Annotated in this window: 23 protein-coding genes; 5 read left to right on the forward strand and 18 right to left on the reverse strand. The window is 37.7% G+C overall.

Features of this window, described 5'->3' with window-relative positions; genetic code table 11:
- Positions 1 to 64 precede the first annotated feature (64 nt).
- The 5 genes from BIV60_RS22770 to BIV60_RS22790 all read right to left on the reverse strand — a co-directional run bounded on the left by BIV60_RS22770 (position 65) and on the right by BIV60_RS22790 (position 3,929).
- Positions 65 to 835 (reverse strand): class I SAM-dependent methyltransferase, encoded by a 771-nt coding sequence (locus BIV60_RS22770; RefSeq protein WP_071358013.1) that lies wholly within the window; start codon positions 833 to 835, stop codon positions 65 to 67.
- 106 nt (positions 836 to 941) lie between these two features.
- On the reverse strand, positions 942 to 1,694 hold the full coding sequence (locus BIV60_RS22775; RefSeq protein WP_071358014.1) for an exodeoxyribonuclease III: 753 nt from the start codon (positions 1,692 to 1,694) through the stop codon (positions 942 to 944).
- 120 nt (positions 1,695 to 1,814) lie between these two features.
- Positions 1,815 to 2,231: a peptidylprolyl isomerase gene (locus BIV60_RS22780; RefSeq protein ID WP_177177380.1), complete on the reverse strand. Its 417-nt coding sequence runs from the start codon at positions 2,229 to 2,231 to the stop codon at positions 1,815 to 1,817.
- 230 nt (positions 2,232 to 2,461) lie between these two features.
- Complete coding sequence (locus BIV60_RS22785; RefSeq protein WP_256218513.1) at positions 2,462 to 2,923, reverse strand: CBO0543 family protein; 462 nt, start codon at positions 2,921 to 2,923, stop codon at positions 2,462 to 2,464.
- Entirely contained in the window at positions 2,850 to 3,929 is a 1,080-nt protein-coding gene (locus BIV60_RS22790) for a DUF2515 family protein (RefSeq protein WP_256218514.1), read from the reverse strand. The genes BIV60_RS22785 and BIV60_RS22790 overlap by 74 nt, the downstream gene beginning before the upstream one ends.
- A gap of 144 nt (positions 3,930 to 4,073) precedes the next feature.
- Here BIV60_RS22790 and shc point away from each other — a divergent pair, with 144 nt between their 5' ends.
- Positions 4,074 to 5,939: a squalene--hopene cyclase gene (shc, locus tag BIV60_RS22795; protein ID WP_071358018.1), complete on the forward strand. Its 1,866-nt coding sequence runs from the start codon at positions 4,074 to 4,076 to the stop codon at positions 5,937 to 5,939.
- Between the two features lie 357 nt (positions 5,940 to 6,296).
- Here shc and BIV60_RS22800 read toward each other — a convergent pair whose 3' ends face one another.
- The 10 genes from BIV60_RS22800 to BIV60_RS22845 form a co-directional block, all read right to left on the reverse strand.
- Complete coding sequence (locus BIV60_RS22800; RefSeq protein ID WP_071358019.1) at positions 6,297 to 6,803, reverse strand: mismatch-specific DNA-glycosylase; 507 nt, start codon at positions 6,801 to 6,803, stop codon at positions 6,297 to 6,299.
- Between the two features lie 91 nt (positions 6,804 to 6,894).
- Positions 6,895 to 7,479: a YitT family protein gene (locus BIV60_RS22805; protein WP_071358020.1), complete on the reverse strand. Its 585-nt coding sequence runs from the start codon at positions 7,477 to 7,479 to the stop codon at positions 6,895 to 6,897.
- Positions 7,480 to 7,671: 192 nt separating this feature from the next.
- Complete coding sequence (locus BIV60_RS22810; protein ID WP_071358021.1) at positions 7,672 to 8,085, reverse strand: hypothetical protein; 414 nt, start codon at positions 8,083 to 8,085, stop codon at positions 7,672 to 7,674.
- A gap of 55 nt (positions 8,086 to 8,140) precedes the next feature.
- Complete coding sequence (locus BIV60_RS22815) at positions 8,141 to 9,340, reverse strand: S1C family serine protease (RefSeq protein WP_071358032.1); 1,200 nt, start codon at positions 9,338 to 9,340, stop codon at positions 8,141 to 8,143.
- 370 nt (positions 9,341 to 9,710) lie between these two features.
- Positions 9,711 to 11,153, reverse strand: coding sequence for a sensor histidine kinase (locus BIV60_RS22820; RefSeq protein ID WP_177177379.1), 1,443 nt, complete (start codon positions 11,151 to 11,153; stop codon positions 9,711 to 9,713).
- Positions 11,125 to 11,826 (reverse strand): response regulator transcription factor, encoded by a 702-nt coding sequence (locus BIV60_RS22825; protein ID WP_071358022.1) that lies wholly within the window; start codon positions 11,824 to 11,826, stop codon positions 11,125 to 11,127. The genes BIV60_RS22820 and BIV60_RS22825 overlap by 29 nt, the downstream gene beginning before the upstream one ends.
- Positions 11,827 to 12,037: 211 nt before the next feature.
- Entirely contained in the window at positions 12,038 to 12,604 is a 567-nt protein-coding gene (locus BIV60_RS22830; RefSeq protein WP_071358023.1) for a TetR/AcrR family transcriptional regulator, read from the reverse strand.
- A 287-nt stretch (positions 12,605 to 12,891) separates the two neighbouring features.
- Positions 12,892 to 13,086, reverse strand: coding sequence for a hypothetical protein (locus BIV60_RS22835; protein ID WP_071358024.1), 195 nt, complete (start codon positions 13,084 to 13,086; stop codon positions 12,892 to 12,894).
- Positions 13,087 to 13,237: 151 nt separating this feature from the next.
- Entirely contained in the window at positions 13,238 to 14,215 is a 978-nt protein-coding gene (locus tag BIV60_RS22840) for an alpha/beta hydrolase (RefSeq protein WP_071358025.1), read from the reverse strand.
- A gap of 25 nt (positions 14,216 to 14,240) precedes the next feature.
- On the reverse strand, positions 14,241 to 14,771 hold the full coding sequence (locus BIV60_RS22845; RefSeq protein ID WP_071358026.1) for a helix-turn-helix domain-containing protein: 531 nt from the start codon (positions 14,769 to 14,771) through the stop codon (positions 14,241 to 14,243).
- A gap of 157 nt (positions 14,772 to 14,928) precedes the next feature.
- Between BIV60_RS22845 and BIV60_RS22850 the strand changes: the two genes are divergently transcribed.
- Positions 14,929 to 15,807 carry a VanW family protein gene (locus BIV60_RS22850; protein ID WP_071358027.1) on the forward strand — a complete coding sequence of 293 codons (879 nt, stop codon included), beginning with the start codon at positions 14,929 to 14,931 and terminating at the stop codon, positions 15,805 to 15,807.
- A gap of 34 nt (positions 15,808 to 15,841) precedes the next feature.
- Here BIV60_RS22850 and BIV60_RS22855 read toward each other — a convergent pair whose 3' ends face one another.
- From BIV60_RS22855 to BIV60_RS22865, 3 genes are all read right to left on the reverse strand, one after another.
- The gene (locus BIV60_RS22855) at positions 15,842 to 16,141 is read right to left on the reverse strand and encodes a hypothetical protein (RefSeq protein ID WP_071358028.1); all 300 of its coding nucleotides are present in this window, start codon (positions 16,139 to 16,141) and stop codon (positions 15,842 to 15,844) included.
- 94 nt (positions 16,142 to 16,235) lie between these two features.
- On the reverse strand, positions 16,236 to 16,817 hold the full coding sequence (locus tag BIV60_RS22860; RefSeq protein ID WP_141770530.1) for a YkoP family protein: 582 nt from the start codon (positions 16,815 to 16,817) through the stop codon (positions 16,236 to 16,238).
- A gap of 125 nt (positions 16,818 to 16,942) precedes the next feature.
- Entirely contained in the window at positions 16,943 to 17,752 is an 810-nt protein-coding gene (locus BIV60_RS22865) for a metallophosphoesterase (RefSeq protein ID WP_071358029.1), read from the reverse strand.
- Between the two features lie 193 nt (positions 17,753 to 17,945).
- Between BIV60_RS22865 and BIV60_RS22870 the strand changes: the two genes are divergently transcribed.
- The 3 genes from BIV60_RS22870 (at position 17,946) to BIV60_RS22880 (ending at position 19,402) form a co-directional block, all read left to right on the forward strand.
- A complete protein-coding gene (locus BIV60_RS22870; protein ID WP_083402408.1) occupies positions 17,946 to 18,656 on the forward strand; it encodes a class I SAM-dependent methyltransferase in 711 nt (236 codons plus the stop codon).
- 134 nt (positions 18,657 to 18,790) lie between these two features.
- Positions 18,791 to 19,033, forward strand: a complete 243-nt coding sequence (locus tag BIV60_RS29865) for a hypothetical protein (protein ID WP_071358030.1) — start codon at positions 18,791 to 18,793, stop codon at positions 19,031 to 19,033.
- 114 nt (positions 19,034 to 19,147) lie between these two features.
- Complete coding sequence (locus BIV60_RS22880; protein WP_071358031.1) at positions 19,148 to 19,402, forward strand: sigma-G-dependent sporulation-specific acid-soluble spore protein CsgA; 255 nt, start codon at positions 19,148 to 19,150, stop codon at positions 19,400 to 19,402.
- The last annotated feature ends 600 nt before the right edge of the window (positions 19,403 to 20,002 follow it).

Raw genomic sequence — 20,002 nt, forward strand, 5'->3', positions numbered from 1 at the left:
TGATAGATGGTGTCTAACAATTGGGGTGCAGTTCAGTCATCTTTTTCGTGCAAAGGGTTTTTTTTTATCTTTTTTTAGCCTTAAATACAATCGCTTCACCTTTAAATGAAATTACTTGATTGTTCTCTGTAAGGATTGTGAATTTATCCTTGATTTTAGCGTTTGACCCGAGAATGTATTGCGTTAATTCTTCTTTATCTTCTTGAGATAAATTCAGCCGATTACACCATGGATCAAAACGGAAGTTTTTTTCAAATCGATGCCATTCAGCAATATCCAGACCATTTAGTTCCAACATCCTTAACCATTCAGTCTTTTTCCATGCCCTAAAATGGCTGTAGTCCCGCTTTTTTTCAATGTAATTATAAAACTGGTCGTATTCATCCTCTTCCGGGACAACATTGTCATCTAATAAAAATTGCCCTCCTGGTTTGAGTACGCGATAAACCTCTTCAAGAAATTTGTCGACATTCGGGAAATGATGTGGAGCAATCCGGCATGCCAGGATATCGAAGGATTGATCGGGGAACGGTAGTTTTTCTGCGTCCCCTAGGACAAAATCGACATTCTGATGACCATTTCCCTTAATAAATGTTTCAGCTGCCTGCAGCATTTCAGCGGTTAAATCAACAGCGGTCACTTGTTTGACCAATGGTGCAAACGCATTTGCCGTATGCCCGCCGCCTGTTGCCACATCTAGAAGAACTTCATTCCCGCTCACTTCCGCCATCTGTAACATTATTTGCAGGTCTTTTCCAAGCTTATGAATTTCGCTCGTTACATAAGACTCTGCGCTTTTACCAAATTGTTGTTGGACATCTTTTTTAATATCCATTTTCATTTCCCCTTATCGTAATGGAATAATTTAACTATATAACACACATACGATAAAGAAAATGACGGTTTTTTTATGAATTTTCATAAGAAAAAATTATCATGTCTTACTTTATTTCAAGTAATATTGGGCAGTGGTCACTGCCCATTACAGTGGAATGAATGTTCGCATCAACCAAACACTCACGAAGCCGCTCGGAAACAATGAAGTAATCAATCCGCCATCCGATATTCCGTTCACGAACCTTCATCATGTATGACCACCAGGTGTAGGCCCCTTCCTGATCAGGATAAAAATGCCGGAAGCTGTCAATAAAGCCTGCTTCCAGTAATCCAGTCATTTTCCCTCGTTCTTCTTCGGTGAATCCAGAATTTCCCATGTTTGATTTTGGATTGCGCAAATCAATTTCCTTATGGGCAACGTTTAAATCCCCACAAAAAATTACCGGCTTAACCGCATCTAATTTTTGGAGATGCTCAAGAATCCGCTCCTCCCACTCCAAACGAAATGGAAGTCTTGCCAAATCTCTTTGCGAATTCGGGGTATAAACATTAACCAGGAAGAATTCCTCGAATTCCAGTGTGAGAATTCGGCCCTCTGCTTCTGAATCCTCATCTAACAACCCATATTTAACTGAAATCGGCTCGACTTTTGTAAAAACAGCTGTACCAGAATATCCTTTCTTTTCCGCATAATTCCAATACTGCTTGTACCCCTCTAATTCAAGCTCGATTTGCCCCTCTTGAAGCTTTGTTTCCTGGATACAGAAAATATCCGCGTCCACTTCATTAAAATAATCTAAAAAGCCTTTTTTCACGCAAGCCCTAAGGCCGTTTACATTCCATGAAACTAATTTCATTTTTCTATTTCCTTCTCCCTTGCTGTTTCTTTTTATTTTGGAGGAAACTTATGTTTATAGCAATAAAAAAAGATTGTCAAAAAAGTAAGATTAAACTTTTTTGACAACCTTTATTAAATCCTATTCTTCATCAAAAATTTCGACTTTTTCCATTACATCGCCATTTCTCATTGCTTTTGCATGCTCAAGCCCTGAAGTTACTTGTCCGAAAACAGTGTGGACTCCATTTAAGTGTGGCTGTGATTCATGAACGATGAAGAATTGGCTGCCGCCAGTGTCTCTCCCGGCATGTGCCATTGATAGCGAACCTGGAATGTGTTTATGCGGATTACCTTCTGTTTCACATTTGATTGTGTAACCAGGACCTCCTGTTCCAGTCCCGTTCGGGCATCCCCCTTGACTAACAAATCCAGGGATAACACGGTGGAACGTTAAACCGTTGTAAAAACCCTCTTTTGCTAATTTTTCAAAGTTAGCAACTGTACCTGGTGCTTCGTTTGGATAAAGTTCGAATTCGACTTTGTTTCCATTTTGCATGTGTATGTAACCTTTTTTAGCCACAACAAACAACTCCTTTATGTAAAAATCATTATTATCATACACTTTTCAAACAAGAAAAGAAAGTTTTTAATCATATGTATTTTTTCCAAATTCGTGGTAAACTAAAGGTACCCCTTCCGAACATTTCGCTTGTTGCGGGACACTTAACCAATGTACGGACGGAAGGGGCAGGTGTGGCCGAGCGTCCCACCTGAGAAGCCAAGACATCAGTCTTGGCTTTTGTTTTTATTCTCCATCCATTGAAAGAAGCCGTAAACGATCGTTAAAAACAGGAAATAACCGCCCGCAGTGTAAAGATGGCTCCATTCATCTGAGTGAGCAAACATCCCCAAAATCTCTGATAATTTTTCCATAATGGGCATCAGCAAACTTAAAAATAGTATGATTCCTGCCCTGCCCCAGCCATTAACTTGTTTCATCAGATAAAGAAAAATCAAAATAAATGCTGGAAGCACCACAAGGGTAAACGCAATATTAATTGAAAAGCTCTCAGGAAAAGGGCGTTTCGGAAAGCTGTAGATTTGTTTTTCAACAAAATATAAATCTAAATACGTCCCAAGCAATGAGCCAAGCAGCATGGCCGGAAAGTAGGTTTTAGTCCAATATGGAAATCGCTTTTTTCGCAAGGGCGGCAAGCTCGAGCCGTTCAAGTGTTTTGCAGTATTCATTTTTTATCTCCCCATCAAAAGTTTCGTTATCCTCTTTTAAATAGTCTACAACCCGCCAGTCTTCAAACCAATCCCCTTTTTCCGCTTGGGGCTGTGTCCGATTTTTCCAAGCGGATTCTAAGTTGGGACTGTATATTTTTCTTGCACCGGGCCGCAGGCGGCATGCTTTCAAACGAAGCTGATAAGTAAGGCCGGGTACGCCTTCATTAACATTATTAAATACTCCCGGCCAATAATCCTTTCTTGATCCTGTATGTGGATGGATTTTTGCCCATTCCACCACCTTTTCAAAAATATCCCGATCTTGATACAAAACTGCATATAATCTTTTTCCTAATAAAATCCGCTCATGTAATGAGCCAAATTGATGAAGGGTCTGCCCAACCATTTGTTTATTCCCGAATGGAAAAAGAATTTGATTAAAGGAAAGCAAATCCTGCAGTTTAAATTCCAGCTTATTAAACACCTCCTTTTTAAATTGTGGATTTTGTACTACCCGCTTTTCCAGATAGCTTTGTTCATTCACAACAAGGGCCATCGTCAGAATATAGGTGTCATGATTTTCCCAAAAATGATTCCAAATTGTTTCCATAAAGGTGGAGATATTCAAATATGGAAATAAGTAAAATAACGGTTTGTTTAGATAAAGACTTTCGCGATAAAGCAAAAATTGCGGGTAGGCATCCTGGAAGATCAGCCAATTCCCCCGTTCCAAAAAGGCAAAAAAGGAATTTCTTTCTTTTTTTGATAATAATCTCGTTAAGAATTCCCCTTTTAAATCCGTCATATTAAAGCCACCGTTCCTTGAAACCATATGCCCTAAAAATGACCAATGAATTTCAGGATGGTATTGATAAAAATCAAAATATGCCCTCGTCCTGGTAACATTGTTTATATTATTTTCCTGCGTTTTTAGTCTAATTTGTTTTAACAGTAAACGGTCTTTTTTGGGTAATAACTCTTCATGAACAGAAGCCTTACTCATTTTTTTGCTTTTTTTCTTCAATTCTTCCGTAATCGATTCAAGCGGTGGTTTTTCACGATTTCGCAGAAAAAATATGACACAGCACCTCCCCCTACGAATTCTCCTTATCGAGCAGGAATATGTATAGATAAGAATCCATTAATGGGAGAGGAATGAGAATACAGGATGACCACTGTACGTAAAGGCGTCGATTGGCTTGTTGGAAAGCTTAGAAATGATCAATCTCCCGACGGCTCTTGGAACTATCCCTTTGAAACCGGTATCTCAACAGATGCATATATGATCATTTTATTACGGACATTGGAAATAGATGATGAAGAATTAATCCAAGGCCTTGCAAAGCGGATTTTATCCAGGCAGGAGAAAAATGGAACATGGAAAATTTTTTATGATGAAGGGGAAGGGAATCTTACGGCAACGATTGAAGCGTATTATGCATTACTTTATTCAGGATACTATCAAAAAAATGACCACCGCTTAAGAGCTGCAAGAAGGTTCATTTTAGCCAATGGAGGTTTTGAAGAAGCAAGCATGTATACAAAAGTGATGTTGGCCATAACCGGACAGTACAAATGGCCAACATTTTCTCCGATGCCGGTTGAAATCATTCTTTTGCCGCTCAGTTTTCCCGTTAATTTTTACTCGTTTTCCGTTTTCGGGAGAAGTAATTTAACCCCCATCATGATTTTGGCGGATAAAAAATTTTCGATAACTACAAATATAAGTCCAAATTTGTCAGAATTACAGGTTGACCGTTATACTCCCGATCCTTGGATTCGTTCAACCGAGATGAGGTCGCTTTTTTCCTTCCTTGGTGAGGGAGTGAAAAATTTACTCGGTTTACCCGGGGATTTGCACAGGCTGGCGATTGCACGTGCCAAAAAGTATATGCTGGACCGGATCGAACCGGATGGTACTTTTTATAGTTATTACAGCTGCACTTTTTTAATGATTTTTGCTCTACTTGCACTTGGGCATAAAAAGACAGACCCCATTATCACCAATGCCGTTGCGGGAATTAAATCGATGCAATGTGAAATTAACGGGCTTCCTCATATGCAATATACCACCGCGAATGTATGGAATACCTCATTAATTGGATATGCATTACAGGGGGCAGGAATCTTACCTGAAGATCCGATAATTGTGAAGGCAAACCAATATTTATTAGAAAGGCAGCATCATAAATTCGGAGATTGGGTGGTTCATAACCCAAATAGTTTACCGGGAGGCTGGGGTTTTTCCAATGTAAACAATATTCTCCCGGATGTTGATGACACAACTGCCTCGTTGCGTTCGATTTCAAGAATCGTATCCTCCAATCTGAATGCCTGGGACCGCGGGATAAGCTGGTTATTTTCAATGCAAAATGATGATGGCGGATGGGCGGCATTCGAAAAAAACGCAAATTCTAAAATCGTCGAATTTTTACCGATTGAAAAAGCTAAGTATATGTTATTGGATCCTACCTGTGCGGATCTTACGGGCCGAACCCTTGAATTTTTCGGAAATTATACAAATCTGTCACGCAATCATGAGGATGTGAAAAAAGCAGTCAGATGGCTATCGAAAAACCAGGAAAGGAATGGGTCCTGGTATGGGAGGTGGGGTATTTGTTATATTTATGGCACATGGGCTGCTGTTACTGGTTTGGTATCTGTCGGTGTACCAGCAAGTGACCCGTTTGTCGAAAAGGCAGTAAATTGGTTGAAGAGCATCCAAAATAATGATGGCGGATGGGGAGAATCCTGTCATAGCGATAATAAAAATACCTATACCCCTCTTCGGGCCGGTACGTTAAGCCAAACAGCATGGGCACTTGATGCGTTAATAGCCGCTTCCAATCAGCCAACAAATGAAATTGAAAGAGGAATTGCCTTTTTGCTCTCCTCCCTCGAAAAAGAGGATTGGACAACAGTCTATCCCACAGGCCAGGGGATGGCAGGTGCCTTCTATGTCCGTTATCACAGCTACCGCTATATTTTCCCGTTAATTGCCCTTAATCATTATCAAAAAAAATTTGGGAATTAAGAAAAGCGCAAGCGCCTTGCTCAGCCCCGACAAGCGTAAGACGAGCCGACGAGAAGGTTGCTCTTTAACCTTCTTGGCGGATCGGCTTACGACCTCGAGGGGCTAGGCGCTGGAGCTAGACAATTCTCAAAGACGAAAATTTTATACTTTCTTTACTTTTAAGAAAAGCGTAAGCGCCTTGCTCAGCCCCGATAGCTACTTGCGGTCCAGACGGTGAAGTCGTTCTTTGACTTCAATGGCTGGGCATAACCGAACTAGATGAGCAGAACGCTTGCGCTGGACAATTCTCGAAGTGAAAAAATTTTCTTTCTTATCTAATAATATAGAGAAATATCGATGGAAATCCCGTCGCGGATTTTACTTATCAATTAATTGGGTTAGCTGTCGATATATTGCGACAATCTCCTCCATCTTCATCCGGACAAGCCCGCTCGAGGAGGGAGCGACAAAGTCGAGCGTTTCCGAAAGGACCGACTCTGACTGAATTCCCCAAGGGGCTTTTTTTCGGCCGCTATATTCCTGGTATACGCCCTTTCCTACAAAACAAACCACCTTCGGCTTATACCATTCAATCTTTTTCTTTAAAATTTCCTTGCCCTCCCGGTACTCCTCTCTCGTAATTTCATCGGCCGCCTTTGTAGGTCTCGCTACAATATTAGTAAATCCATAGCCCAAGGCTAATAAATCCCGGTCCTCTGAAGCTTCATATCTCCTAGCTGTAAGCCCTGCCTCAAAAAGAATTTTCCAAAAGCGGTTGTTCGGGTTCGCATAATGGTGCCCCACTTCACCAGAACGAATACTCGGATTAAATCCTACAAATAAAATCGTTAAATTTTCTTTTAAATGATCTGGAATTGGTTTCATTTTCCCGCCTGCTCTTTTATAAAATTATTATGATATCTCTACTAGTTTAACAAAACATAAGTACTTTCAAAAATTCAAACCAATGAAACCTTTATGAAATAAAAATCTTTACACCGCGAAAAGATGTGATTAAACTTGCAAGCAATCCTACAATCGAAACGATTAGCAATGAATAAAACAGTTTTGCATCTTGAAGTAAAAACAGAGCCGAAAAGATGATGACCGTATCCATGGCAAAAATGATGACACCAACATTGATTTTCGACCATTTCGATAATATCAATGCAAGTAAATCCATTCCCCCTGGACTAATATGATTCCTTAACATGACACCGACCCCAATCCCGATCATGATTGCACCGACAATCACACTACTCATTATCGGTAAATGAATAGCTCCGTTTAGTGGAATCAGTAATTCGATCATCATTCCGGAAATAATCGCGCCGATAATTCCATTCATAAAAAAAAGCGGATCCGATTTAAGGGCAAACAAATAAACAGGAAAATTAAGGACGATAAAAGCAAGACCCGCTTTTAATCCCCATAAATAATTTATGATGAGACTGATTCCTAAAAATCCTCCATTAATCAAATGAAATGGAATAATAAATCCGTTCAGACCGACACCAATTAATGTACTCCCCAAGCCGATAACCACCAATTTTTTTACCATGTAATCCATCCTTGTCCAATACTCTTTTTTTACTACATATATGTTGAAGTATTAAACATATTCGAGCAGATGGAATTTAATGAAATTCTAATTCATATAAGAAAAGCGGAAGCGCCTTGTTCATTTGCGCTAAACTTTTTTCCTTTGTTCTCGCTGCTTGATAAAAATATCCATTTAAATGCCCTAGAAAGTTTATTTTAGATAACTTCTATGTCCGCCATATCTCCGCCTGTAAACAAATTTCCTTAAGTCAATATCTTTTAAATTTCTATCGAAGCTTAAGAATAGTAAAGATTGCAATTCTCTATAATTATTCATGACAAAAAGAGCGAACTCTTTCCGTTCGCTCTTCATTTTCACTTTTACCTCTTCCTTTGAAAGGATGTCTTCAAGCTGATCCCGGTAATAAACCTTGGTGTCTTCCCATTTTTCCGTGCGGTTCACTAAAATATCCTGTCCATATTTCGGTAATTTTTCGATAACATGATCAATATATCCCTCTGACCACATGAGCATTTTATCCTTCTCCGGAAGTTCAAGAACCATTTTTAGCAGCTCTGTTTCATCTACCGTATTTCCACATGCATATTTTCCGACCCGATTCATCTAATCACCTCTGGTATGAATCTTTAGGTCTTATTTTGCAACAAAACATGCCTGCTTATTTAGATAGCTGTACATCAATTGTTTTTAGGTTGCCATTTCGGTAAACTCCAAATTTAACGGTATCCCCTACATTCACCTTCGTATATAAATATTTACGTAATTCAGAAGAGGTGCCAATTTTTGTCCCATTCATCGAAACAATGACATCCTTCACTTCCAAACCTGATTTTGAAGCTGCGGATTGAGGATCTACTTGTGTAATCATCACGCCTTTTTGAACACTGTTCGGAAGGTTTTGCCAATAAACTTGCGGGATTTGGTCTAAATCTTCAAGGCCAACACCGATATAAGGACGTTCAATTTTTCCATTTTTAATTAATTGATTCACAATTGGAATGGCATCATTGCTTGGAATGGCAAACCCTAAACCTTCTACACCGTTCTCGGAAATCTTAAGGCTGTTTATACCAATCACCTGTCCTTGAGAATTAATCAATGCACCGCCGCTGTTCCCCGGGTTAATAGCTGCATCGGTCTGAATTACATTTGTATCCCAGCTTCCTGCAGAGGTATCAACGGAAATGGTCCGGTTGGTTGCACTGACAATCCCTTGTGTTACTGTTCTTGACAAGTTAAGACCAAGCGGGTTCCCAATGGCATAAACTTGGTCGCCAGGTCTTAGTACGGAAGAATCCCCAAAGCTAGCCGTTGCATTCACATATTTTGCATCAATTTTAAGAACAGCTAAGTCTGTTAAAGCATCCTTGCCAACGACTTCAGCTTTTGTCTTTTCGCCGTTATACAAAGAGATTTCAAGTTTCGAAGCTCCTTCTACTACATGGTTATTCGTAACGATATAGGCATAATTATTGTTTTTTTGAAAAATCACACCGGAACCCGAGCCGCTTTCGACACTTTGCGAAGGACCGGAAGAATCCCCAAAGAAATCATTGTTTTGCTGTTTCTGATAATTAACAATCCCGACAATCGCCTTCGATACACTTTCTACTGTATCGGCAATGGAATTATCTGATGATTTAGCCACTGTTGGCTGGGCGGTTACTGGTTTAACTTCGGCAGCAGCTGGCTGGTTATCAACATTCGAGTAATAATCTTTCATATAGCTCGTATGCGGGAGAATCGTTAAAGTTAAAACAGAACCGATTACCCCGGCTGCTAATGTCGAGGCGAAGCCTTTTAAATTTCTTTTTTTGCCGGTTTTCGGTTCTTCTTTGGAACGGGATAATTCAGCCATATTAGGCGATGCTGTATATTCCCTGTTATTCGCTTCCTGTAAATTTTGCGTCTCAAAAGATGCCCGTTCGAAATGATGAGTATTTGATTCTGATTCCAAATTCGTTTTCCCTGCATCCTCTCCGTTTTGAGAATTGGCAGGCATGGTAAGGTCGAATGAATTGGTTTCATTTTGTTCATTTTCTTGGTTAAAATCGTCTCTATAATTCATAAGCTTTCGATCTCCTTTGCTTATTATTGAATCATCTATTTATTCTTACTTTATCCAACAAATATGACTAAATTATTAACAAACTATAAATGGTTTTGTAATAAAACAAGAAAAAATATGAATTTTATCCTATTTTTCTGCATATGAAAAAGCTGCAGGTTCACTCTGCAGCATGTTTGTCATTTTTAAAGCGAATAACAAACTTTGTTCCATTCCCTTTTTCACTAAAAACATCAATTTCGCCATTATGAAGAACCACTAATTGTTTCACAATCGAAAGACCCAGTCCAAATTCGCCATATGGGTTACTCGTTCTGGATATATCCGCCTTATAAAAACGATGCCAAATATTCTTGACTTCCTTTGGATCAATTCCAACCCCTGTATCTGCTATTTCAATAATCGTATCGTTCTGTTCTTCCCTGCCTCTTAGCCAAATGGTTCCATTTGAGGTGAACTGGATACTATTTTTGGTAATATTAATCAAAATTTGTATCAGGCGGTCATAATCCGCATTAACATGCACATCAGGGTCCGCTTCGACAATAATTTGATTATGTTTCTCCTCTGCTTGCAGATATAATTGCTCTTGAATGATCTCCAATACCTCTTGTAGTTGGATATCTTCTTTATACAACTGGATTTGATTAGAGCGAATTTTATCATAGTCGAGGTTTTCATTGACGAGTCTGATTAATCTTTTTGCTTCCTGGCTGACAAGATTGATTCCTTTTTCTTTATCTTCTTCCGGAATCATATTATTTTTCAGACCTTCGATCACTCCGCTGATTGTCGTTAACGGTGTTCTTAATTCATGGGAAACGTCAGACATAAACTGCCTTCTGCGATTTTCCAAGCTTTCAATTTCCTCCATGGAACGGTTGATTTTGTTGACCATATGATTAAAATCGCTGGCTAATTCCCCAATTTCATCAAAGTTGGAAGCAGGTACATTGACGTGGTAATTACCTGCCGATACTTGGGATGTTGCTTCTTGCAGGCGTTTTATACGATTCACATGTAATCTGGACAACAGCCAGCTAAGAAGAAGAGAGACACCAAGGGCAATCAAAATTGTGTACCATAAAAATTGGTTCACTTTGTCTATCATTTTACTGGAGCCGCTTATCGGTGATGTTAAGAGAATCCCTCCAAAAAATTTGCCATGGGGTAAATAGGGTATCACCACAAAGGTTACTCCTTCTTGACTAAAGGTTTTATAGTCGCTATTTACAATTAGAGTTTTCCCTTTTGAAATTTGTTCCAAATACTTGTCATCTAAATACCGAATGGCCGGACCGGATTTCCCAACCGAATAAAGATTAAAATCTTGGTCAAACATGGAAAAACTCATTTTTCTTAATGACAGCACGGAGCTGTATTGATTGATAATTTGACCTGATGCTTGCGGATTGTTGTCTATGTCATTAAGAATCGCTTTTCCATAAGAAATAAGTTCATCTGCCTTATTTTCATAAACCAAACCTTCAATATAATGTGTAAACAAGAGGCTTAGTACCAAGAAGGCGACAATGATGATGCTAATATGGCTTAAGAATTGTTGATAAGCATATCTAAATTTCACCTGTTTTAATCGACTCATCGAACTTATATCCAACTCCCCATACAGTGTGGAAGAAAGGTTTTCCTATCATTTCAACTTTTTTCCGCAGTCTTTTAATATGAACATCAACGGTCCGTTCATCTCCGTAAAACTGGTAGCCCCAGACTCTTTCTAAGAGCTGTTCTCTTGAGAATACTTGTTTTGGATGCTCTATCATATAATATAACAAATCAAACTCTTTTGGGGTTAGATTGGAGATTGTCTCCCCATCCACAATAACCTCACGAGTATTTTTACTGATTTTAAAATGTTCCGTCTGCATAAATTCCTCTTGAGGTCCTGTTACCCGATTTTGAAATCTTCGTGTTACCGCTTTAATTCTTGCCATAAGTGTGAGGGGACTGAACGGCTTTGTCACATAATCATCAGCTCCCATTTCCAGTCCGAGCACTTGATCTGACTCGCTGTCTTTTGCTGTCAGCATAATGATGGGTATAGAGTGCTTTTCTTCTCTAATTTTTCGGCAGATGGTGACTCCGTCCATTCCCGGCAGCATCCAATCAACAATGAGGGCATCCCATGTCCCACTTTTAAATCGGTTGTAGCCTTCTAAACCGTTATTTACAAACTCGCCTTGAATCTCTTCTTTGGCAAAAAACATTTCAATCATGGTGCATACACTTTTATTATCCTCAATAACAAGAATTTTCAATTTGTTCCATCTCCTATCGGAAAAACTACCTACTTAAAGTGTATACCAATTTAACAGCTAATCAACCTAATGGAGGATTTCTTACATACTCTTTAAAACTTTGTTCATAGTTTTTTAATAATTGGGATTTGTGAGAGGTTATTTAGAGGAGTTATTGCTGTTGGGGACAGTATTGCAAGAGGGCTTTCCAGGAAAAAACCCTCTTTCCGCTTCAACTTAATTGTATCCCGTTTAAGATCATTTCTACAAATATCTCGGTAACTTCTTCATCAGAAGATTTGCCACCTGGATTAAACCACTGATAGCTCCAATTCGTAATGCCAAGAATCCCAAAAGTAATGATAGAAACATTTAAATCGGGGCGGAACTCTCCCAGTTTCATCCCTTCTTTAATCAATCCTTCTATATTGATGCGGAATTGATCTCTTTTTGGGACCACTAACGCAAGGCGTTCCTCACTTAAGTTTTTCATTTCTCTGAAAAAGATTTTTGCCGCCATCCCTTGAGTCTTAATATTCGTGATGAGCATGCGGACAATTTCAAATAATTTTTCCTTACAGCTTTTTGTTGAATCATTTAAAATCCGCTCTTGGTGTTCCAGTAAATCATTGATATAGCCAAGGTGGATATCCAAAAGCAATTCCTCTTTACTGGAAAAATAATAATAGAACGTTCCTTTTGTGACACCTATCGACTCTACTAAATCTTGAATAGAGGTTTCGCTAAATCCTTTTTTTTCAAATAAACGAATGCTTTGTTGGGTAATTTTTTCTTTCACACCTATGTCCCCACAATCTTTTATCAAACTTAAGAAAATTATACCATATCACGAAGCGCTTCTTTAAGAGACGAATCTTTTTACATTGCCGATGTACCGCCATCAACCACCAATACATTGACGGTAACATAATTTGAGGCATTAGAAGCAAGAAACAGTGCTGCTACTCTTTTTAAGAATATGAAAAGTCCACTTTATCCACCTCTCTCCACATACTAACTAGTCGGTATGTTCTATGTACAATTATACACTTTGAATTTTAATATTCTAATAATTTTGTGAATATTCTAAAATCTTCTATTCATTTGTTTCTGTTTTTTCATTACTTCATAATATTTTTCGATTATATCGGTTAAAACATCGCCTTTATATACCCTGCCAAATTTAAGGTTGGCCTGATAGTATTCGACAATTTCATCCAGTTTTTCGGAAATTTCTTTAGATACTCTTACATTTAGTTGGACACGTCCATTTTCGGTCATGTTTTTACACTCCTATATATGTGATAGCCATATGCTAGCAGATCCTATCCTTCTAATATAACTATTGATACTATACTATTTTTCTACAAATTTTTCATTGATTTAAATAAAAAAGTGAAGAACGATTTCGTCCCCCACTATTTTGAGACATTTATATAATCACAGTTTCATCCAAGTTTTTTGCACTAAATTGTTTGTTTAGCCATTTCTCTAACAATGCCAAAAGCTCAGGGTGAATCGGCAGACTGCCTTCTGCTACAATATCTTTCCTTGCTGAAAGGATGTTGGAAGTTTGAGCTGGAAATTTACAGGAATGGCCCATATTTTCAACAATATGGTATTCCGCATCCCCCTTTACGTATTTTGGAAGATCTTCTAAATCCTTAGGATTTGCCTGAATATCCCTTGCGCCTGTAATGGCAAGTACCGGGCAGGACACCTTAGCCAAATCTTCTCTTACATTATACTGAAAATGTTCCCTCATCCACTTGGCATTTAATTTCGTAAAGCCAAATTTCATTACCTCTTTATTTGAAGAAAGGACCTTGTCTATCAATTTTTGTGCCTGCTTTTCAATTTTATTTTGGACTCCTAATAACCGGAATATGAAACCTTGAAAGCCTTTAGCCGTCTTTACATCCTGGGCCGCAATTTCCCGTTGATATTTTAATGCTTCACTCAAAGTTGATACTGCACCGGAAAGTAAAATTACCCCTGCTAATTCTTCTCTTGCAGCCACTATCGTACCAATCATACTTCCTTCACTATGACCTAACACAATGACTTTTTCGGGATCAACCTCAGGCTGATTTTTTAAAAATTGTACTCCTGCTATTGCATCGTCGACTAAATCCCAGAGTCCAGTTTTGTAATAATCCCCTTCGCTTTCAGCAACTCCCCTTTTATCATAGCGAAGGTTAATGAATCCGAGGCTTGATAAGTATTCAGCTAGCTGGCGGTAAAGTTTTAAATCCAATTTAGCATTCACTTTTCCATTTCGGTCCAAATTCCCTGTTCCGGGAATGATTAATACTGCTGGCCCCTTTTCTTCACGTACATTTGGTAAACAAAGTGTCCCTTTAAGCGCAACCTTACTTTGAATCGTTACATCCTTCTCCCTGAATTCCAATGTGGAAATCCCCCTATTGTTTGTTTTATTTATCCGGAATAATAATGGTGCCAATCGTTCTCCTTGTTCTTTCTTTCGATGGCTTATTATTGATTACTTTTGAAAAAACCTGGACAAGACCTTGGACAAAATCAGCAAATTCTTTATCGCTTAAATAAATCGAAGCCTGGCGAAAGGTTACTCCGTCTGCAGCAAAATCAATTTCATCCTGTTGCAAATATTGTTCATATTCCCTCATCAAGTTGGCCATAAATTTTATAAACAACCCCATTTGCTCATCCTTTGATAATCTATTGATCTCTTCGGGGCCAATTAATGATTTATTGGGATTCTGGATGGAATATACTTTTTCAACGGTTCCTCGATTCGGAATTTCCTCAATAATATGAATAATTTTGCCATCGACCAACTTTTTAATGTTACGATATAAAGTCGCTTGTGGGATATCCGGAAGTTGTTCCTTTAATTGCTGGGCCGTAAGTTGCTGGTTAATAAGGCATTGGATAATTCTCATACGAACTGGGTGTAATATAACATCAACAGTTGATTCCTTCATCTCATTTAAGCTCCTATTTTTTATTATCATTATCAATAATGATAATATTATATTTTTTGATATTTGTAAATGCAAAATGGAAAAAAAGTAAAGTTTTTTCCAAATTCATTACATGAAAAAATTTTTTCGAACCATCCTAAAATGAGGAGGGGTGAATATGTTATCGTGGTTATTTGGATTAATGGTTTTTACTGGGCAAATGCTTCCACAGGATACTTTGTCCATTACAAAAGATGGGAGAACCATATCTGTCGTAAGACGCACAGAATTCTCCAATCAATATCCAGGGTTACCGTTTATCGCTGAAAAAAAATATAATTCATTTTTGGATCATTTAAATCAACAATTAACCGTGGCACCTGAAAACGCCAAACTTGACAATTATGAGAATATTGTATCAGAGAAGGTTGGATATCAAGTCCATCGGAAAGCCTTTACAGAGCAATTTTATGCCTTTTATTTTGGAAATAGCTCCGCCACTCTGGAAATTCCCATGCTCCCTGTCTATCCCAGGGTAGATAGCGAACTTTTAGCTGAACTCAAAAGTAAACGGATTGGCCGATATGTAACTTCCTTTAATTCTGGAAATAAAACGAGAACCAATAATATTAAATTGGCCGTCAATGCGATTAACAATTATGTTATTTTTCCAGGAGAAAAATTTTCATTTAACCGTGTGGTCGGAAAAAGAACAGCCGAAAAAGGATATTTGCGTGCCCCCGTTATTGTTAGAGGGGAATATGCAGAAGATATCGGCGGCGGGATTTGTCAAGTATCCTCTACCCTTTTTAATGCCGTCGATAATGCAGGTCTGCAAATTGTTCAGCGGTTTTCGCACAGCAAAGAGGTACCCTACATACCTAAAGGTCGGGATGCAACCGTCAGCTGGTATGGACCTGACTTCGAATTTAAAAATAAGTACAATCAGCCTGTATTAATTCGTGCAAGAACAATGGGAAATTTGTTAATCATTAAACTTTATTCCTCCGAAGTCATTAATTATCTACCAAAAAAGGTCCCTGGGGCCCCATATTAGAAAAGTCCGCATAAAAGGTGCGGACTTTTTGTTATTATCGTTTATTTTTTAATGCACTTTCTAACATCTCCTCAGAAAACTCTGTTAATGCAGCGTTATCCATCATATTTATATTGGTTTTAGGTGTGAAGTTTTTCATCATATTTTGCATATTATTTTGCACACTATTTTGCATATTTTGTATAGGAGGTACTGAAATTTTGCGTTTTCCTCTCGTTACACCGAATACCGCGGCACTTATTCCAAGACCAAAGAGTGAAGCCCACATAGCCCCTCTATTTTTACGTTTTCTTTTAAACATATTTAAAAACGGCTGGATTTTTACGTTCCTCATATCAGAGCACTCCTTCAAATTATAATCAAAAGGTTTTACCCTTTCATTAGCTTAATTTGTGCACTTTCGTCGGAGCTTATGATTGGGAAACTACTCATTGATTGTTATTTGCTGGCAGCCAATTCCCATACCTTTGATAAAGCTTTTCTTTGGACATTAATAAATAATTCAATTTATTATTTCGAAAATTTTTAAAGGATGATTTTGTAAGAAGAAAAATTGGCAGTTGACCAATTTTTTTTGCTCGCCGATAAATTCGGTTCGTTGGTCGAAAACATTCAAATCCAAGTGGAATGACCGCTTTATTAATTGTGGTAATTCCAATAATCCCTTTAATTTCCTGCTCTTTTGGATGATTGTTGAGGTAATAAACAAGGGATGGCATTGATTTAAATACAATTTTATAAATAAGTCTTGCTCGACTTAGCTCGTTTTTTATTTTAATATACTCATTCAACAGGCGGACGTTGTGTAAATGAATTTTTAACAAAAGATCATTGTGATTAATTAGTGTTCCATCAGCAAGCATTAAATTTTTTCCCTTATATTTCGTTATCCTAACCCTAAAAATTGATTTTTCTTTATTTTCTACGCGAATATAATGTAAACGAGAACATAAATAAAATAATGGATCAATTAATTTCCATATCCATAAAATCGATAGGCGTATGCTCATGGCCTGCTCTCCTTCTCCAGTATTCTTTTTTAGGATGTTTAAGAATAACCTTTTTAGTTATGGTAATGTTAGGAGATATGTATATGGAATTTAAAGATAAAAGCCGGGGCAAGAAGCCCCAGCTTTTAGGAAATTTGATGAAAGGTTATTTCCGGTCGGCTGCCAACCCGGATATTTATTCCGGTTTGTCCTAAACCTTCACTAATATAAAAAGGCTTCCCATCATGGTAATGTAATCCTTTTACAATATTCATTCGAACAAGGTTCCCCATTTTAAGCAGATGATAAGGTTTTGGCCAATGGATTTGGCCACCATGAAAATGTCCAGATAAAAGGTAATCGTATGGATAATTCTTCATTTTCAAAACCACATTAGGGTCATGGGTCAATACTAAATTGTAACCATCTTTTAGATTCCGGTATGATTCCTTCACATCACTTCTATGTGAATGATGGTCATCAATTCCAATGATATTAATCAGTTCCCCATCAATTTTAAAAGAAACGTGCTGATTTTGAAGTGTAATACATCCGTTTGCTTCTAATGTTTGTTTAAGCAATTCAAAATTCTCATTTTTTAAATAATAATCATGATTTCCAAATACAGCATACATCCCAAATCTTGGATTCAAACGGGATAATGCTGAAAGATATGGTACCAATTTTGGAATACTTCTTTTTCGATCTAAAAAATCACCTGTTAATGCAATTAAATCAATGGACTGATTTGAAACCGTTTGAAACAAATCTTCTGGGGAAACCGAAATATTTTCTAGATGAAGGTCAGATAAATGAAGGATATTGAGCTGTTTTTCAGCTAATTTTGAATGAGAAACCGTAACATTATTTAAAACAACATCTTTTGTATTTTTATGTGCCCTATAAAAAAAATAAATACAGAAAAGACAAATAAGGAAACCAAGTAAATATAACAAATTATCTCCCCCCTATTCCAAGTATAGTGGCAGCGGTGGTTTCCTTATAGTGGGAGTTAATGGGATTTTCTAATCAACATTTTAATTGTTTACATAATACAATTATTATCTACTTAAAATTAAATCCTTTAAAAAGAACCCATCCTTATCCTTTTACATAGTATGCAAAAAAGAGATTTGGGTGGTGTGTCTGGTGGGAGCCTTAACCTATTTTGATTTTTTAGCCAAGTTTGGCGTTGGCGGTGCTCATCCTGGTGGTATTATATTAACGAAGGAATTACTTGCAAATGAAAACATCAGTAATAACGCAACTATATTAGATGCTGGATGCGGAACCGGACAAACGGCTGCGTTTTTGGCACAAGAATATCAAGCCAATGTTACCGGCATAGAAATCAATCCAATCATGATTGAAAAAGCGAAAAACCGTTTCAAAACACTGAATTTACCCGTTAAAATTATTCATGGATCTGTTGAAGAAACACCTTTTACAAACAATTCTTTTGACTTTGTTTTATCAGAGTCAGTCCTGGCGTTTGTAAATAAACCAAAAACACTTAAAGAGTTCTATCGCGTTTTGAAAAAAGGGGGACGCTTTATTGCAAATGAAATGACGATTAATCAAAAACTTTCTTTTCAAGATGAGCAGGAAATCATACAGTTTTATGCGGTGGATCATCTAATGCTGGAGGAAGATTGGAAAGCGCAATTAGAAAATACAGGATTTAAAAATATTGAAATAAAAAAACAGAAACTGTCCTTGGCAGAAGGGGATCACGCACCGGAATTCAATTTTTCTGCCAATTTTGAGCCCGAATTATTTGCAATTTTCAACATGCATGCGAATATGATTTTAAAATATCAAGACGTATTAAGTTATCGAATTATTACATGTACCAAATAATGAAGTAGAAAGCTTTTCCGTTAATCGGGAAGCTTTTTTTTATATAAATAGGACAAGATATAGTTAATCACCCTTTCATCTTGAGGACTCATTTCATAATTTATAGCAAGTCCCTTACGAAAGGAAGATTTTTCATGAAATTTGATTATGAAAGAGCTCGTCAATTGGAAGGTCAAATGATTCGGTTTAAAAACGAAAAGGGAGACTGTGTGATTGGGAAGATTGTTAAGGTAAAAGAGGAAGGTTTTGAAGTTTCAGAGTTAAATTCAAAACAACCGAATGAAGGATATGGATTTGGATTTTTCCCTGGGCCATTTTTCGGCAGACCATTCTTTGTCCCATTTGGTGCTCCATTTTTCCCATTCTTCTTCTTTTAATTACTTTAGAGCAATGCCTTAGTGCTTGCTCTTTTTTCTTTCAATTTCTTACACTCAAACGTATATAATTCCCTTTCCGTCAAAAAATAAAAATGTGAAAGGTTTGGTGAAAATATGGACAAAACATTAGGATATCTTCGTGAAATATTGTCAAATTACAATGATGAACATCATTCATTGGGGCGTCATCTTTTTCGAAAAGTATCAGAGGGTAGGTTTGCATCTGAAGGAGATTTTGTTCGACTTTTAGATCAAAAGGAAATTGAATTTTTAAATGATATCCTTCCGAAAGAAATTAGATACGCAAAAGAAGAACAAGATGAAAAGAGGGCTCATGAATTAAATGAAGTATATGAGCTATTATTTTAATGTACATAAAGTGAAACTTCAATCCGTGGGGGTTTTTTTCATCCCCCATTGATTGTTAGTCCCGTTCTACTGTCTCTAATATCAAGGCTATCGCCTTGATAAAGAGACAGTACGAACCCGATTGGTTCAACTAAGCCGCTGAAGATCATAGCGGCAAGTTTCACTGTATCTCACCAATCGGGCTTTTACGGGCAGTTGGACCCCCACTTATGCTTCCTGTTTCCACTAAGCCTTGAAATGGGGGTCTTCCTGCCCGTTAATGCGGGATAAAAAGATGGCATTTCCCCTTATTGCCATCTTTTTCGGATAATTTCCTGTATTTTCTGATAATATTTCCTAGGTAAGCGCATGTTACGACAAAAACCCTTTTGTATTTCTTTTAAATACTTCAGCAAACGACAAAATCCTTGCTCCTATCACCCTATTTACGACAAAAACAGCTAAAAATAATTCCTAAATTATAAGAAAAGCGCAAGCGCCTTGGTCAGCCCCGACAAGTGCTGGAGGGCCTGGCGGTGAAGTCGTTCTTTGACTTCAACGACAGGACCGAAGCAACCTAAGAAAAAAGCAGTTCATTTTTTCCCTCGAGGGGCTAGGCGC

The organism is Bacillus sp. MUM 116 (genome assembly GCF_001866655.1).
Taxonomy (GTDB): domain Bacteria; phylum Bacillota; class Bacilli; order Bacillales; family Cytobacillaceae; genus Neobacillus.

Bases quoted from the DNA above. Each gene is read 5' to 3' on its own strand.
- BIV60_RS22860 (WP_141770530.1), bottom strand. From the start codon at position 16,817: ATGAGCATACGCCTATCGATTTTATGGATATGGAAATTAATTGATCCA.
- BIV60_RS22835 (WP_071358024.1), bottom strand. From the start codon at position 13,086: ATGACCGAAAATGGACGTGTCCAACTAAATGTAAGAGTATCTAAAGAA.
- BIV60_RS22845 (WP_071358026.1), bottom strand. From the start codon at position 14,771: ATGAAGGAATCAACTGTTGATGTTATATTACACCCAGTTCGTATGAGA.
- BIV60_RS22800 (WP_071358019.1), bottom strand. From the start codon at position 6,803: ATGAAACCAATTCCAGATCATTTAAAAGAAAATTTAACGATTTTATTT.
- BIV60_RS22810 (WP_071358021.1), bottom strand. From the start codon at position 8,085: ATGAATCGGGTCGGAAAATATGCATGTGGAAATACGGTAGATGAAACA.
- BIV60_RS22850 (WP_071358027.1), top strand. From the start codon at position 14,929: ATGTTATCGTGGTTATTTGGATTAATGGTTTTTACTGGGCAAATGCTT.
- BIV60_RS22805 (WP_071358020.1), bottom strand. From the start codon at position 7,479: ATGGTAAAAAAATTGGTGGTTATCGGCTTGGGGAGTACATTAATTGGT.
- BIV60_RS22785 (WP_256218513.1), bottom strand. From the start codon at position 2,923: ATGAATACTGCAAAACACTTGAACGGCTCGAGCTTGCCGCCCTTGCGA.
- BIV60_RS22855 (WP_071358028.1), bottom strand. From the start codon at position 16,141: ATGAGGAACGTAAAAATCCAGCCGTTTTTAAATATGTTTAAAAGAAAA.
- BIV60_RS22880 (WP_071358031.1), top strand. From the start codon at position 19,148: ATGGACAAAACATTAGGATATCTTCGTGAAATATTGTCAAATTACAAT.
- BIV60_RS22820 (WP_177177379.1), bottom strand. From the start codon at position 11,153: ATGAGTCGATTAAAACAGGTGAAATTTAGATATGCTTATCAACAATTC.
- shc (WP_071358018.1), top strand. From the start codon at position 4,074: ATGACCACTGTACGTAAAGGCGTCGATTGGCTTGTTGGAAAGCTTAGA.
- BIV60_RS22770 (WP_071358013.1), bottom strand. From the start codon at position 835: ATGGATATTAAAAAAGATGTCCAACAACAATTTGGTAAAAGCGCAGAG.
- BIV60_RS22815 (WP_071358032.1), bottom strand. From the start codon at position 9,340: ATGGCTGAATTATCCCGTTCCAAAGAAGAACCGAAAACCGGCAAAAAA.
- BIV60_RS22780 (WP_177177380.1), bottom strand. From the start codon at position 2,231: ATGCAAAATGGAAACAAAGTCGAATTCGAACTTTATCCAAACGAAGCA.
- BIV60_RS29865 (WP_071358030.1), top strand. From the start codon at position 18,791: ATGAAATTTGATTATGAAAGAGCTCGTCAATTGGAAGGTCAAATGATT.
- BIV60_RS22775 (WP_071358014.1), bottom strand. From the start codon at position 1,694: ATGAAATTAGTTTCATGGAATGTAAACGGCCTTAGGGCTTGCGTGAAA.